We start from the raw sequence: 15,647 nt of genomic DNA on the forward strand, positions 1-15,647 counted from the left end.
GTTCCGCGCTGGTGCGATAGAAATCTTTGGAGGGGGATTTAAATGGTATTTTCATAAGTAGCTCCTTTCTACGCCACCCTATAACTTTTAGTTTTTACATTGTCAGGTTTATTCTCGGACAGCCTCCTAGGCACGGACAACCGGAGATTCCAGCGGACTGAACCACCAGAGCATTCCTTGCAAAATGAATACTTCAATGAACAACTTCGCAACATTACCGGTAAGAACAATCCATGAAATGCTCATGCGGGCCAATTCTATGAGGACATCCTCAATCACCCCCAGGACTTTGGTATTATGCATTTTCCGGTAAAGTTTAAGACCGCATTGTGCCTGCTCATAACATTTTTCCAGAATATTCTCTATATCCATATACCCTCATGTGATTGGAAGTTCAGGCAGTGACTGGTTCAATCACAAACAGCAAATCGCCACGACTCACAGTCTGTCCGTTATCTGCCATGATTTTTTTAACCGTGAACTGTTCAAAACCATGATACAAAGATTCACCATCAAGCCCCTTGTACATTTGCAAAGTCAATTCCGAGAAAACTTTCATGGATTCCATCAGACACATGACCTTGTCTCGATTAATCACTTCGCCTTCCTTGATAAAAGGCGGATCCTCCGGAGAGTTTGCCCGATAAAAAGTTCCCATACGTGGAGAAATAACTTTGAGTTCATTGCTACCGGGCAAAGCCAGAGATTCCTGTTCCGTGGAAGTTGATGCCGAACCGGAATACTCAATGGTTTGGCGAATCAGTTCATGTTCATCAATACGTTTCAGAAATTCTGGCAGAAAATGGGTGTCATAATCACCGGAAGCAAAAACCTGGTCTTCAAGAATGTTCTGAACCAGCGCCTGATTGGTGGAAATCCCATGTACCTGAACCCGTTTGAGGTATCCCAACAACCGCTTGATCGCGCTTTCACGATCTTTCCCCCAAACAACAATCTGCACAATCATGCTATCATAATACGGAGGAACCACCGAACCTTTTTCTACCGCGGTGATGACGCGAACATGCTGTTCCGCAGGTAAAAACAATTCTGAGAGATACCCGGGATCAGGAAGAAAAACGATAGACCCGCTTGTATTTTTTTCCACCCGTTCCGCATTGATTCGCCATTCAATCGAATGACCATCCTGCCGAACATCAAGATCCTCGATGCTTTCACCGGAAGCGATACGGAACTGCTGATGCACCAGGTCAATGCCTGAAGTCATTTCTGAAACAGGATGTTCCACTTGCAAGCGGGTATTCATTTCCATGAAATACACCTTTTTTTCTTTCCGATCATAAATAAACTCCACAGTTCCGGCACCAATATAGTCAATCCCATTGATTAACGTATTGGTGTATTTGTAAAGCTGTTTGAGAATTTTATCAGGGACATTGCTGGCACTTTCCTCAATGATTTTCTGAAATTTCCGTTGAACAGAACAATCCCGAACACCAAGAATTTTTGAATTCCCATGGGTATCGCGCAAGATCTGAACTTCCAGATGTCTCATCGAGCGAATGTAACGTTCCAGATATAAATCCCCATTGCCGAAAGCGCTGAGGGCTTCCTGAGACATGCGTGAATAGAGCGGGATGAATTGCGCGGGATCCTCCACCACCATGATGCCTTTCCCGCCGCCGCCATGCGCGGCTTTGATCAATACAGGAAAACCAATATCTTCCGCCACAGCCTTGGCATGCACTGGATCACTCAAAACACCGTCACTGCCTGGAACCACTGGAACCTTGAGCTTTTTTGCTGTTTCAATCGCATTCGTTTTATTCCCCATCAGATGCATCGTCATTGCGTGAGGACCAATAAAATTGAAACCATGCGTCCTGCATATTTTGGCATACGCCGGATTTTCCGATAAAAATCCGATTCCGGGATGAATGGACTGGGCATTTTCCTGTTCTGCCACCCGGATCACACTCATGGCATTCAAATAACTTTCCTGCGGAGTATTGCCGCCAATACACACCAGCCTGTCATTGGCGGTGAGTAACCTGGTGGGATAACTTTCAATATCGGCATCAGACTGAACAAGAATCACAGTCAACCCTGAATCATGAGCCCCCTGAATCAGGCGTGCGGCAGTGCATCCCCTGGCGTGAATCAACACATTTTCCAGTTTTTTGACATGGAGTTGTTCACTGATTTCGTCCTGGGTTTCATCAATGTGTGATTCAGCGGAGGGCCGATATTCTCCGGTCAGAATGCTGGAAATCACCTTTTTTACCGTTAATTCCGCTTTAGGGATTTCGGGATCAATTTCATGCAAACGCTCATCAATATTCTGATCAAAAGGGTTTTGAACCAGGCCATTCATGCTACCTTGACGAACAGACAAATAATTGGAGAGAATCGCACTGGCCTGCAAATGACTCTCAACCACCAACTGCCCGGCAAAGGGCATGACAGAACCTGACAGATAATAGGTTCTGACCAGAATATGCGTGACAAAACTGGCTTGTGAACCACCCGTACAATCGCGAAAACCAAAACAAATCACAGGCAGATCATGGTCTTTCACAAAACGAGTGATACGGTCATTCACCACCGCCATGGAAAACAATGATCCCGGTCCTTCTTTAGTTTGCATTCCGCCTGAAGAAATAAACATGACAACAGGCAGTTTTTGTTCCGCGCAATCCACCAGCAATTTACACACTTTTTCTCCGCTGGCCATATCAAAGGCCCCAGCCTGAAACAATGAGTTGCTGACGACCAGGCCTACTTTACGTTTGAGATTTCCATCTTCGTAAGTCGCCATCCCGGTAATCACGCCACAGGGACGAATCTGGTTATCAATCGCCTTTTCAATGGATTTACGGAATCCGGGAAAACGAACAGGGTCGCTGGTCATCAGATCCTGATAGGTTTCTTTGAAATCGGTAAAAAATTCCTGAATGATGGTATCAGGCGCAAGGGCTGTCTTTTTGTATTCACGGAGCAGATTAAAAATCAGCAGATCTTTATAGGCTCGATCCAGCCGATTCCAGAAATCGCGGATACCAATATTTTTCGGAGTGATTCGACCGTCAAACGGAACATTTTCAGACTGACTTCTGTGCAATCCGGGCAACAGATTGGAAAAATAATAACTGACCAGCGCAAACAAAGGTGGACTGAGGCGAGGAAACACCATGCGCTTCCAATCACTCACAGTTTTCATTATCTGATCACAATTTTTCTGACGGATAAAAACCACCAGCCATTTGAAAAAACTGTCCCTGATCACATCACTCTTGTAATTGAGCGATTGTTTTTCAAAAGCCTGCATTGCCAGGTCAAATGCCCGTTCAAATAACATTGCGACGGAATTCTGGGAAATCTGGTTGGTACCTTTGAGTTCTCCCGCAATCATCGACAGACTTTCCATCACATTGTCATACAAGAGATCAAACAAAATGATGTTCTGGAAAGAATTCTGAAATCCCAGGAGAATATCTTTGTCCTGCAGAATCTGGAGAATATTGTAGGCATGAGTCACTGGACGATTTTCAATTTGCTTCAGATATTCATGCAACTGAATCAGATTTTCTGAAGCATCCTCTTTCCAGTAATTATAAAGATAGACCAGAATTTCCATGGTCATTTTATCCACGGCCTGCCCAAAATTTTCCTTGGGATCTCCCATGAAAAATGTCGCGATCTTTCCACGCTCTTTGCCACGGTTATCACGGGCATCCCGATATTCCTGAAAGCTTCTGTTCAAATTTTCATTATAGCGAATTTCCAGCGGGGTCTTTACCCATTTCTGGAACTTTTCCTGGCGTTCACTGGCCAAACGTTCATTAAGACGGCCTTCCGGAATTTTCAGGTGGCTCAGGCGGGAATAATTAAGAATGGATTGACTTGAAATGCGATTACGCAACTTCAGATAACGCATGAAACGGTACACACTGCCAAACACGTTCAGAATCCCTGTGGGTGATCTGTCAGCAATCCGGTTTTCTTCGACCAGCAGTTCAGAAGGATCCAGATAGTGTTTGATGCTTTCCTTGTAATGATCAAAAAACAATTCGTGCGTTCGCAAAAACACTTTCGCGTTTTTTTCGATACATTCAATAGAACTCAATATCGCGGCACGCAAATTGGGCAGCAAGTGATGTTCATTGGGGCTATAGTTGATGATGCCATCGAGATAGCCTCCGGCAAACAGTTCATAGGAAGAAATCCCCACGTATTTTGCGCATTCCTGCCAAGACAAATTGTAGTTCCGGGAAATACTGCTCAAGCCCTTGGGATGGATGGTATTAAACACCCCGTCCTTGACAGACAACAGAATATTGGTGGTTGCCAACGGAATGGCCCCGCCACTGTAGCCATGTCCATAAACAATGCCGACAGAGGGAAGCTGTAAATTGGCCATTTCCGCAATCAGAAAAGAAATGCTATGGGCCTGATTATCCAGGTTTGCCTCAAGATCCGCCGCCGCACCGGGAGTGTCCATAAACGTCACAATAGGCATGCCATGCGATGCGAAAAACCGGGCTTTTTCAGCAGCCAGCCGATGATGATGAGGATACCAGATTCCCTGACGAAATCGACGGTCCTGCGCAATGAATCCCAAACGCCGGATTCTTCCCTCATGTGAAAACTCCATCTCCGCAAAATACAATGGACCATGAGTGGATTCATCTATGATTTTTCCGCCCAGTTGCCTGATAAGTTCAGGCGCGCTCAAGCGTTTCTGATTTTCGGAAGGCATGACTGTCTGCTGAATGTAGGCATCCACCTCCAGGGTTTCAAGGTGTTTGATGCGACTTTCGATATGGTCGCGATTCAACAAGCCTTCAATTCCACTTTCATTGAAGTAGGGGGGACATTTCCCGGGAACCAGTGACAGATCACTGGAAATCCGTTCCGCTTCCAGAAATACTGAAAGAGAAGACGGCTCAACACGTTTTTTTTTCTGTGCCATAAAACTCCTGATTGTTATTGAAATATTTGTTCAAAAATATACTTGATTTGTAGTCTTCTCCGGTATTCCATTTCCGGAAACTTTATATTTTCAGGGTCTATGAAAATAGAAGGCAGATAACCGCTTCATGTGATCCTCTCAGGGTAGTGGGATCAACCCCCGGTTCCTTCCATTTTCAGTCAACATTAACCTCACTCTGGAGTGATATATCTGAATTAAAACGATAATACCAGCATGGGTGTCGCAACAATTTCGGCCTTTTGCCGCCCAAAGAGTAACTCCACCAGTTTCAACGCAAACTCCAGGGCTGTGCCCGGTGCCTGACTGGTCACACATGTTCCATCGACAACCACACGGTCCGGCTTCAAATTAACCAGTTTTTCATTGAATGCCGGATGACAGGTGGCCTGCATGTTTTCAAGCAACCCATGTGTCTGCAACACCACTGCGGGCGATGCGCACATCGCACCATATAATCGACCTGAAGCCTTCTGTGCGCGCAACAATGAAATGAGTTCCGGATTATCCCTTAGATGTTCCGCACCGGGCATCCCGCCTGGCAGAACAATCAAATCATAGACTGTCTTCTGACAATCGCTGATATGTTGATCCGCAACCATTCTGACGCCCCGCGAAGCAGTAATCTGGAGTGACTCTCCAACAGAAGCAACCGTCACATCGGCACCAGCCCGACGCAACACATCAATCAGGCAAACCGCTTCAATTTCTTCAGTACCGTCCGCAACCGGAATCAAGATTTTTTTTCCCATTCACACCGTTCCCTTCAAGTTATTCTTCAATAAATCATAATTTCTCATTCATCACACACATCTCCAATTAACAAGATTTTTATCCTGTGACAAAGACGGGAATCAGAGAAGTCTTGCTTAATAAAACTGTCAGATAGCATCCTTTGCGTTCTGAAGAAATAGCAGGAAGGCTTCAGGAGAGTAAATACCGGCATGTTTTCCAAGGACGGCATTATCCGGCGAAAGGATCACGTAAAAGGGAAGTGCAATCGTATTAAACCGATTCATTTGCAACTGCTGATTTTCTTCATAGCCCTCACCGCCATCCGTATAGAGCTGGACCAGAATAAAATTCTCTCTGAGCATTTCGAAGACCCGCGGTGCGGCAAATACATTTTTTTCCATCCACCGACAATTGACACAGGTATAGCCCGTAAAATCAATGAATACCGGTTTATGTTGTTCGTTAGCTTTGATCAAGGCCATGTCCAGATTTCTTTCCCACGGCAATTCATGGACTCGTTCCACAGCCATCGGTTTCCCTAATGTCAGCGCGGCAATAGGCGGAGGTAGATAGGACTCCGTCCAGGTATCCAGAATACGCCCGCTGGCACCGGCCAGAAGATAACATGAAAAAGCGGTGAATGACACAGCGACAGCAATGGCTGAGGGTTCTGGAATTAACTTTTCACGAAGCGCCTGGATTCCGCCCAAGGAAACCATCGCCATGAGCAGTGCAATGATCCCCCAGCAAGCCAACACCACCTCGCGATCCAGTATCCCCCATTGCCAGATCAGATCGGAATTGCTGAGAAATTTGAAAGCTGCCCCAATTTCAACCAACCCCAACAGGATTTTCACTCGCACCATCCATGGCCCCCTGGCTTGCATCATCATTGGGATCCAACGTGGAAATAATGCCAGAAGCATAAATGGTAGCGCAAACATAAAAGAAAAGACCAGCATCCCCAGAACCGGCCAGAACCATTGTCCCTGAGCCGCCGCAATCAGCAAGGTTCCAACAAATTGCACCGTGCAGGTAAACGCTGTCATGGTAAACGCCACCCCCATCAACAGCACACTGATCCACCCCTTGAGATGACGAGAGAGAGAATCCACTGACTGAAGCCAGGCACCTGGCAACTGAAGCTCAAAGAAGCCCATAAAACTCAGACCGAACACAATAAACAGCAACGCGATTGCCAGATTAACCCATGGATTTGAGGCAATCTGCAAGGTTCCCGCTGCGCCCAAAACAGAGGTAAGTATCAATCCTGTGGCCGTATACGTCACCATAATTCCCGCACCAAAAGTCAACGCCAGACGCAACAATTCGCGATGCGATTTTTGAGATTGTCTGGAAAAAAACGACATGGTGATCGGTATCATCGGAAACACACATGGTGTGAACCAGGCCAGCATCCCCATGACGCCGGCAAGAATTATGAATCTGAATATTCCCTGTGACGTTGCTTGTTCAATCGATCCAGCATCAGGCAACCATTGACCTTCTGTGGGAAGAGAGTCGATAGTCCTGTCCATGAACGCAAAAGGAGAACGAATTTCTCCGGTTGAAACTTTGAGCGGAATTTCCAATGTTTCTTTTTTGGGAGGAAGACAAATTTTATCACTGCATGTCTGATAGAAAATTGTGGCGGACAAGATCATGTTCTCAGGCGACATGCTGGAAGGAACCTGAAAATTCTGATAAAACCTGACCTTGTGTTCATGAAACGCCAGAACCAATCCAATTGCGGGATCTTCCTGCACAATGGGGTTGGTTTCATAAACCGGTCCTTTGGTGATCAGGGAGTTTGCCTTCCATTCAATCTTTGTAGGCGGTGGGGCCAATTCTTCTTCAGAGGGGACCAGGGAGTAGATATGCCATCCTGTGGCCACAGTCACTTCAATCACACCCCGTAATTCTTCCCCCGGATGTGATTCTTCAGGGACCATATAACCACTGAAAGTCACGAGTGTCGCAGGTATAGATTCATCAAATTGTGCCCATATCCGTTGCTCAGCACATGGTAACAACATCAATAATATTTGCCCAATTATCAACCATCGCATATTTACCCAAATTTATTCTTGATTTCACAATATCAAATATCTATCTTCGCCCTGAGACATCAGGTATGTGGCGATTGTATAAACACTCAACAAAATAACAAGGTGCATATTCCTGATCAAACTGAACATTATGATTGTTGAAACCAGCAAACTGGTTTACAATCTGCGTAATTGTTCATTGGTATGACTTCTAAAAAATTACAGCTCACTATTTCAGAATACACAGGGAGACCGATATGAGTGTTGGGAAAATGACCGGACCCAAAAAAGCCGCAATTCTGTTGCTGGCCATGGGAGAAGAAGGCGCTTCGGAGATCATGAAAAATCTGGAGGAATCTGAAATCCAGCAAGTTGGTTATTACATGACACGTTTCACAGACGTCTCTCCTGAAGAGCTCGATATCGTGCTTGAAGAATATTACAGAAAATCCGTCATTCAGGAAGAAGGTGTCAATATCAGCGCATCCGGCGATTTTGTGCGCAATGCCTTGACCAAGGCTCTTGGAACAGAACGTGCCAGAGATCTGGTGGATAACCTCAAAGCACATCAGGAAGAAGGCGCTCTTGATTCACTTAAGTGGATGGACCCCAAAATCATTGCCAGTTACATTGTCAACGAGCATCCCCAAACAATCGCGTTGATCATGGCTCACCTTACCGACATGGAACAGGCCTCCACCGTGTTGCGAGAACTGCCAGAAAACCTTCAGGCAGATGTCGTGTATCGTATGGCGGTTCTGGAAAGTATTCCTCCTGGTGTTATCGCTGAAATGGACGAAGTGCTTTCTGAAGAAATGAAAACCGCTGGCGGTATTGGAACCAAGGTTGGAGGTGTGGAATCTGTGGCTGAAATTCTCAATACCCTGGATAAAGCCTCCGAAACCCGGATTCTGGCCACCATCGAGGAAAGTAATCCCGACCTGGCAGAACAAATTCGGGAATTGATGTTTACCTTTGATGATTTGGTACTCATCGACAGTCGACAGATGCAGATGGTACTCAAAGAAATCGATCAGTCAGAACTTATTCTGGCATTGAAAACTGCCAGCGAATCAGTCAAGGAATTGATTTTCAGCAGCATGTCTTCTCGTGCGGCTGAAATGATCAAAGAAGATCTTGAAGTGATGGGACCTGTAAAAGTTTCGGATGTTGAAGGTGCCCAACAAAAAATTATTCAGATCGTTCGAAAGATGGAAGACGAAGGAAAAATTGTGGTCAGTGGGCGAGGAGGTGGCTCCGAAGTGGTTTAAGCCTCAATATTTAACAGGCAGCGATCTGATTGCGGCCTGTTAAAACTGCCATATTTTAGTGTTTTGCTCCACAATCGTATTCAATTTTGCTTTTGCATCATCAGACCAGTCATCCGTTAAATAAATTTCCGTGAACAAGTCCATGAATGACTTAAACCAGCTTGCCCCCGGATGATTGCCAATGGGGTTCATGGCTTTTTGAAAATTTTCTTTCACTTTTTCATTCCATGCCAGCGTTCCCAGATGTGACAATTTCCAACGTTCAGCTAAATGAGTGACAATGGCATCTTCCGGGAGAGTGTTTTTGTTGATAACAAATCCCAGTTCATGGAAATGATGATCCAATTGTGGCGCCGCTTCTCTCAAGGTCACAAGCAGTTGATCATTCATATTCCAGGAAGGCCGGTCTGACTCTGTAACAACAACATAGGAATCCGCGGCCAGAGCAGAACTCACACTCAAAACATCTACACCACTTTCCGGATCCACAATCACATAATCAAAGCCATATTGGCTTCTGATATCCGTCAATATTTTCCTCAAATATGCAGTCAAGTTTGTTTGGTCATTCAATGTTTTATCAAGATTCCACCTTTGCTTTTCCTTCAATGTCGCACTTGGTAAAATAAAGAGGTTGTTTTCAATTTGATCTGAGACCATCAATGGAACAATATTTAAATCCGATCGCTTTGCTACCATCCTGGACATGGTATTTGGTATTTGTGTATCTGGATTTGTGAGGATCAAATAAGTCAATCCATGCGTCAAAATATCCATATCCACCAGCAAGGTCTTAAAGCCACATGAGGCAAGCATGTGAGCAAAAGAGGCGACCAGACTGGTTCTACCTGAACCGCCACGACTACTGACAATCGTCAATATTTCAAGATGTTGTGGAATAATGGTTGTGTCCCGATTGGTGGAAATAAAGGCTTCTTTAGGCACCTCTATTTCAGGTTCTGATTCTTCCTGCATTCTTTGCGTAGTATTTGTCAGAGTGTGAGTTTGAGAGTGGGATGTAAAAGATCCTGTTCGTCTGTCATATTCAGGAATACCATCCAGCGAATACACTATATTTTTCTGAAACACTCCTTTTTTGTATAACAGCCAAACAATTCCGCTCAAAACCAAAACAACAAAGACAAATACGATTGTTTTGACAATTGGTAAATCTGAATCATCTGATTCACTCCGGTCAGTGGCTGGATTTTCCTCCATCACTGGATTGTCTGACTCCGATATTTGAGGCTGGAGACCTTCAGTCAAACCAATCTCTGGTAGCGTAGCATCAGGAATGAGTGCTTCTGTATTTGCTTGAGTTGTATTATCTACAGCAGATCCTATTGGTGCGACATTCGTTGATTGTGGTATCTGAATTTGGGGTTGATCTTTTTTTCCAGATTCACCTTGAGAAACAGATTCTGTCTTATTTGATACTTCAGGAAGAGCAACCGGAACAACCGGTGATGATGGTGCTGTGACACTGCTGATTTTTTCATAACAGAGTCGAATCTCAACCCGCTTTTTGGAATCCATAATTGATTTAAGCGTATCCAGTCCCTCAATATCCGCAGCTTGCCCATCATTGTATCGTCTCAGCAAGTTATAGATTTGTTGAAGATCAGGCGTTGACGTTTCATCATTTCCCGCAATTTTGTTTAAGGCGATCAAATCATCTTTTGTAAATTGTTTTTCATTTCCCAAAATAGTGATGTTATCTGAGTTCACGCCCATTTGAGTCAGCATATCAAGACTTGCTTCTTTGAACACCAATGCTCGTTGAACACCAAAATTCTTATTGATCTCACTGACATTTTCCGGAAGAATTGATAAACTTTCCAGGTCCCTTGATTCAGGTGATGAATATCCGCTAACTTCAACCACTAAAATTTTTAAATTTCCCTTAATTTGATTTAAATTTTTATGACCAGTGATCTCACCCAGTTTTTTTAGAATATTAGATTCTACAGTTTCCTTGATGCGTTGTTTTTCTCTGGTAGAAGGAACCAGTCGATAAGTATAGGGAAATTCAATGATTGTCGATTCTTGACAGTCCTGACCATAGGCTTCATTAATCTGTCCGCCCGCTGACATAAAACATATCAAAAACAACAATATACTGACTGTGGATTGGAATAAGTTTTTGAGGTTCATATCATGGCTGATTGATCTGGGGTTTCTGAAAATCAAGGTTTTCCGACCGTTAATCAGGAAAAAACCTGTAGCTTACGAAAACAAGAAGCGCACGACAGGGGAATAGCAGTCGCCCCCTGCGGAGTATAGGGAGGGATTATAAATTAAAAATGTGGGCTAATCGTTGTGAAAGCAACGTGATTGTTTTTGAAATCGCAAAATTATTTTGAGGTTCAATATTTACAAATTTCACGCTGGCTTCAAGAATGGCCTCTTCATGATAAAGATGATAGTCGAAAACTGAATTTGCCAAGGCACCTCGTGTATTAAGAAATGACTTGTCGCCAACGGCATCAGCCGGCGAAGCCACTTCTCCGCCACCACCTGCAGCAGGTGCGGCTTCTTCTTTTTTTTCACCGCCAGCTTGGGCAGTTGCCGCTGCGGCTGGATCTGTCGCTTCCTCTTTTTTAGCTTCTTCCGGTTTTTCTGCGGCTTTGTCATCCTCAACATAACCCAACAACACCAGCAAACCCGGAGATTGTGGTGCCTCTGCCGGGGGCAGCGGTTCCGGGGTATCAATTAATTCATCTCTTTCAAAAACGTTTTGCTTTCCATCCATTGGATAACTTTCCTGCTTGAAGGAAATATTATCCGGATCTGTGGTTTTAAAAGCGTATTTTTCTTCTACTATCGTTTTTCCCTTCAGACGTTGTTCAATATTGATTTTGAATTTATATTTATTGATGGTGAATTCATTAACGCCTTTAACTTCTTTTGCAGAGGCAAAATCCACCAGATTGATGGTTACAAAGATCTCGGTATTTTTATCCGGTTTCGAGGCAATCACATAACCTAATCTAAGCAGGTGTTCTTCAATTTGCTCTTTTAGCAACAGATTTTGTCCAATATAGTCACTATAAGACAAATAAACTATTTTCTGCTTTTCAGTTTTATTAATTGGATTGAATTTGAACTCTCGATTAGAGCGTAAACGAATAAATTCAACATCGGGATCCTCCATTTCAATATTAAATTCCAGAAATTTATCTGAATCTTTTTCAACCCGAATTGTTTTTTCGATCATTTTGCCGTTATCAACTTTCACGCTCACTGCAACATCCGTATTCTCTGGGAAACGGGTCACAAAAAGACCTTTTTCTCCCTCTGGCAACATATCGCGCTTCATGTATGGCTTTTCCATATCATAGGCGCGTACATAAACCAGATTTTCCAGGTCCGGGTTCACTCGAACTCTCAATGTTCCAGGTCCTGAACAAGCAGTCAATATCGATGCCAATGCAATGGCTGAAATCCCCAGTTTACGTGTCATGGTGTGTTTCACTCCCATCCAAGATTAATGTTTTCAATCGTTTTTCTAACTTTTTTTGAATATCGACCATTGGGAAAATCGTTTAGATATTCCTCATACGCTTTGACCGTGTGCGCCTTTTTGGATCGCTGATAAATCAATTCCTCCCGAATTCCTCTAATCTCATCGGTCTTGGTTCCTTCAGGGAACTCCTGAATATAAAGAGTATATGCGGGAATTGAATTTTTCTTTTTAGCATAAGCTTCCAGTCGGGTCTGATATTCTTCTGGTGTTAACTCCTGCTTATCCTTGGCCAGCACCAGAATTTCCCGCTGGTCCTGGGCCTGAACAATATATTCACCCTGAGGATACTCTGTGATGTATGTATCGTAATCCTCAATCGTGTTGGTTTTTTTAGCTTTCTGATACAATAACAAATCTCTGATACGATGAATCTGTGCCAGATAATTGCCTTTTGGATACTCCAGAAGATAATTATCCATGGATTCTTTGGTATTGTCGTTTTTGGCTTTTTGGTACATCAATTCTTCTTTGGAACGATCCGCTTTGGCTCTGAATTTTCCATTCGGGAATTCATTGAGATAGCTGTTGTATCCATCAATTGAATTCTGATCGGTTACCCGTTTAATCCACAAATTTTCCCGGTCGGTCTGAGCCTTCTCAACATATTTTCCCTGAGGATATTGATTGAGGTAGCTGGAATAACTTTCCACAGTGTTATCTTTTGCAGTCTTTCTAAACCATAAATCTTCTTTAATTTTAATAACGCTATCCACAAATTTTCCATCCGGGAAGTTATTGAGATAACTATCCATCGCCTCAACCGTATTCAGATCTTTTGCTCGTTGGTAGATCAGATTTTCTCTGACAGATTGAACCGAGTCGATGTAACGTCCCACCGGAAATTCGTCCAGATACTTGTCATAAGCATCAAGACTGTTTTCTTTTTTAGCCCAACGAAATAGCAGATCCTCTCGATTTGTTTTTGCCTCATGAGCATGCCTGCCTCCCGGATAAAGTTTCAGATAATCAGCATACGCTTCAATGGTATGGTTCAGTTCTGTTTTGCGATATAAAATGTGGTCCTTTTCCTGATTGGCAAGCTTCACAAAAAATCCTTGGGGATATGCCGCCAAATACTGATTGAAAGATTCATCCGTGTAAGTTTCCATCGCTGAATTAAAAACTGCGGCTTCTTTCAAAAAGATGGCTTCATCCTTATAAACACTATCAGGATGTTCATTAACGAATGCATGATAGGCATCAACCGTATTGATTCTTTTCGATCGCATAAATGCCGAATCCGCTGAACAGCCTGATAACAATGTGATTAAGATGATGCCGCTAGTAACGCTAATAATTTTCATAGCTCTTTTTCTGTTATACATTAACAAAAAGTTGAAACTGAAACAGGAGTGATCCATGGATGTTTCTTACAAAAACATCCACAGTCGCCACTGCCAACCATTATAGTTTACCAAGTAATGATAAGGAAAACGCAGCTCCCATATAGCGAAAATGCGGGATCACTGTGAGTTCCATTTTATATTGAGATGGATTTTCCTCATCGGCTGCCACGCTTAATCGGGCACGCCGTAAAGGCCTGCGTGCTCGAACCTCTGCTGATGGATTTTCCATGTCTGAAACATATTGAATCAACCAGCTATTGAGTTCGTCTTCCAGTTGTTGGCGATTTTTCGAAGAACCAATATTATCACGTTGTATGACTTTGATGTAATGAGACAAACGGCAAACTATCAGTAAATAGGGAATTTGCACCGCAAGTCGTTGATCCAGTGAGTGTGAATTTTCACTACCTGAATCTACCAATGCTGCCTGAATTGAATTGCCTGATTCAAATGAAACAATCTGGTTTCCTTTCTGATACGTCAGTGGGATGAACCCCAACTTGGTCAATTCCCCCTCCACCCTGTCCGTCATCAGAATTTTTAATGGAATAATCACCTGGTCTTTTGAAATCGCATTCTCTCTGGGCCAAATCAAATCATCAACACGGCCCCCATCCGAGCCTATGATATCCAGAGGCCAGCGGTACTTTATAAAACTTCTGATCATGCAGGATGCCAGTGCAAATGAGGCATTTCCCCAAAGATATTCTGAACTTTCTACGTAGGGGAAACTTCGAATGTACGCCGATTTGTAATCATAAGGTTTTCGTAGCAGAAACTCCGGGAGTGTCAAACCGATGAATCTGGAAGATTGATGACTTCTTACAGACCGCCATTTTGCGAACCTCAGATTTTTTTCAATGTTGTCTGCCAGATTTTTTGCCGTGATTAATTCAGAAAAGTCTTCCAAACCTAATAACGTTGGCTGTGCACCTGCAATGAATGGGGCATAACAGGCACTTGCAACTTCGCCACAACAACGAAGCAGATATAAATCTTCTGCCTCCAGACCAAATTGATAATTGGCAACTATCACACCATACGGATGCCCGCCAAAAGACCCCAACTCATCTGTGTAGGTGATCTTGTAAAGAAATGAATCCAGAATCTCAGAACTACTTTCAAAATCCTGTAATAATGAATTTTGATCCAGGTCCATCACCAGAATTTCGCAGTTTTCACCACCCTTAATCTGTTTGACCAAAAAAAACAAGGATCGCCAGGCAGACTCCAGTTTCTGAAATTCTTCCTGATGCAGGATTTCATCCATCTGAAGAGTCAGTCTGTGATCGATTTCCGCTAAAATCAGATCAATATTTTCTTTTGTGACTTCATTATGTCCTAAAATCAGACTTGCCCAGAATCCTTCTGGTAAATTGTCCAGACTTTTTTCATCCGGAGTATCAACAGCAGAAGCTTGCTTCGATCTGATCAGATTTTGCTGTAACCGTACAATTTGTCTTAAAACCGGATTTGCCTGAATCACACCATCAGGACTGAATGAATCAAGACTTCTCAAGGGAAGAATGATATCAATTGAAGAGTTTTCCTGTTGGGTCAAATAGTCAGTGACTCTTAACCGCAAGGTAATATCCATTGATGTGAGAATTTCATCAAAATTCATCAAATCAATCATAACCGGCTTAATGCCGTCTAAATCTTCCCCCTGGCATTTCAGGGAAAAATCGCCCAAAACCAAAACACGGTATGGAAGTTCAACATCATCCGATTCGTCTTTGGAATAAACTAGCCTGATACGTTCCATGATTC

General features: G+C 43.4%; 9 protein-coding genes. 1 reads left to right on the forward strand and 8 read right to left on the reverse strand.

The window, feature by feature from the left end; all coding sequences use genetic code 11:
- Positions 1-126: 126 nt before the first annotated feature.
- The 4 genes from HQM11_16115 to HQM11_16130 all read right to left on the reverse strand — a co-directional run bounded on the left by HQM11_16115 (position 127) and on the right by HQM11_16130 (position 7,755).
- The gene (locus HQM11_16115) at positions 127-372 is read right to left on the reverse strand and encodes a hypothetical protein (protein MBF0352558.1); all 246 of its coding nucleotides are present in this window, start codon (positions 370-372) and stop codon (positions 127-129) included.
- Positions 373-394: 22 nt separating this feature from the next.
- Positions 395-4,933 (reverse strand): ATP-grasp domain-containing protein, encoded by a 4,539-nt coding sequence (locus HQM11_16120; protein MBF0352559.1) that lies wholly within the window; start codon positions 4,931-4,933, stop codon positions 395-397.
- A gap of 215 nt (positions 4,934-5,148) precedes the next feature.
- Positions 5,149-5,703 (reverse strand): DJ-1/PfpI family protein, encoded by a 555-nt coding sequence (locus tag HQM11_16125; protein MBF0352560.1) that lies wholly within the window; start codon positions 5,701-5,703, stop codon positions 5,149-5,151.
- Between the two features lie 129 nt (positions 5,704-5,832).
- Positions 5,833-7,755, reverse strand: coding sequence for a thioredoxin family protein (locus HQM11_16130; GenBank protein ID MBF0352561.1), 1,923 nt, complete (start codon positions 7,753-7,755; stop codon positions 5,833-5,835).
- A gap of 236 nt (positions 7,756-7,991) precedes the next feature.
- Between HQM11_16130 and fliG the strand changes: the two genes are divergently transcribed.
- Positions 7,992-9,005 (forward strand): flagellar motor switch protein FliG, encoded by a 1,014-nt coding sequence (fliG, locus tag HQM11_16135; GenBank protein MBF0352562.1) that lies wholly within the window; start codon positions 7,992-7,994, stop codon positions 9,003-9,005.
- A 39-nt stretch (positions 9,006-9,044) separates the two neighbouring features.
- Here fliG and HQM11_16140 read toward each other — a convergent pair whose 3' ends face one another.
- From HQM11_16140 to tssC, 4 genes are all read right to left on the reverse strand, one after another.
- Positions 9,045-11,099, reverse strand: a complete 2,055-nt coding sequence (locus HQM11_16140; protein ID MBF0352563.1) for a ParA family protein — start codon at positions 11,097-11,099, stop codon at positions 9,045-9,047.
- A 196-nt stretch (positions 11,100-11,295) separates the two neighbouring features.
- Positions 11,296-12,468: a hypothetical protein gene (locus tag HQM11_16145; GenBank protein MBF0352564.1), complete on the reverse strand. Its 1,173-nt coding sequence runs from the start codon at positions 12,466-12,468 to the stop codon at positions 11,296-11,298.
- An 8-nt stretch (positions 12,469-12,476) separates the two neighbouring features.
- Complete coding sequence (locus HQM11_16150) at positions 12,477-13,760, reverse strand: hypothetical protein (GenBank protein ID MBF0352565.1); 1,284 nt, start codon at positions 13,758-13,760, stop codon at positions 12,477-12,479.
- A 175-nt stretch (positions 13,761-13,935) separates the two neighbouring features.
- Positions 13,936-15,642: a type VI secretion system contractile sheath large subunit gene (gene tssC, locus HQM11_16155; GenBank protein MBF0352566.1), complete on the reverse strand. Its 1,707-nt coding sequence runs from the start codon at positions 15,640-15,642 to the stop codon at positions 13,936-13,938.
- Positions 15,643-15,647: the final 5 nt, after the last annotated feature.

The sequence above is a fragment of the SAR324 cluster bacterium genome (assembly GCA_015232315.1).
Lineage (GTDB): Bacteria > SAR324 > SAR324 > SAR324 > NAC60-12 > JADFZZ01.

Coding starts and splice junctions, on each gene's coding strand:
- HQM11_16125 (MBF0352560.1), bottom strand. CDS start 5,703: ATGGGAAAAAAAATCTTGATTCCGGTTGCGGACGGTACTGAAGAAATT.
- HQM11_16150 (MBF0352565.1), bottom strand. CDS start 13,760: ATGCGATCGAAAAGAATCAATACGGTTGATGCCTATCATGCATTCGTT.
- HQM11_16115 (MBF0352558.1), bottom strand. CDS start 372: ATGGATATAGAGAATATTCTGGAAAAATGTTATGAGCAGGCACAATGC.
- tssC (MBF0352566.1), bottom strand. CDS start 15,642: ATGGAACGTATCAGGCTAGTTTATTCCAAAGACGAATCGGATGATGTT.
- HQM11_16145 (MBF0352564.1), bottom strand. CDS start 12,468: ATGACACGTAAACTGGGGATTTCAGCCATTGCATTGGCATCGATATTG.
- HQM11_16120 (MBF0352559.1), bottom strand. CDS start 4,933: ATGGCACAGAAAAAAAAACGTGTTGAGCCGTCTTCTCTTTCAGTATTT.
- HQM11_16130 (MBF0352561.1), bottom strand. CDS start 7,755: ATGCGATGGTTGATAATTGGGCAAATATTATTGATGTTGTTACCATGT.
- fliG (MBF0352562.1), top strand. CDS start 7,992: ATGAGTGTTGGGAAAATGACCGGACCCAAAAAAGCCGCAATTCTGTTG.
- HQM11_16140 (MBF0352563.1), bottom strand. CDS start 11,099: ATGTCAGCGGGCGGACAGATTAATGAAGCCTATGGTCAGGACTGTCAA.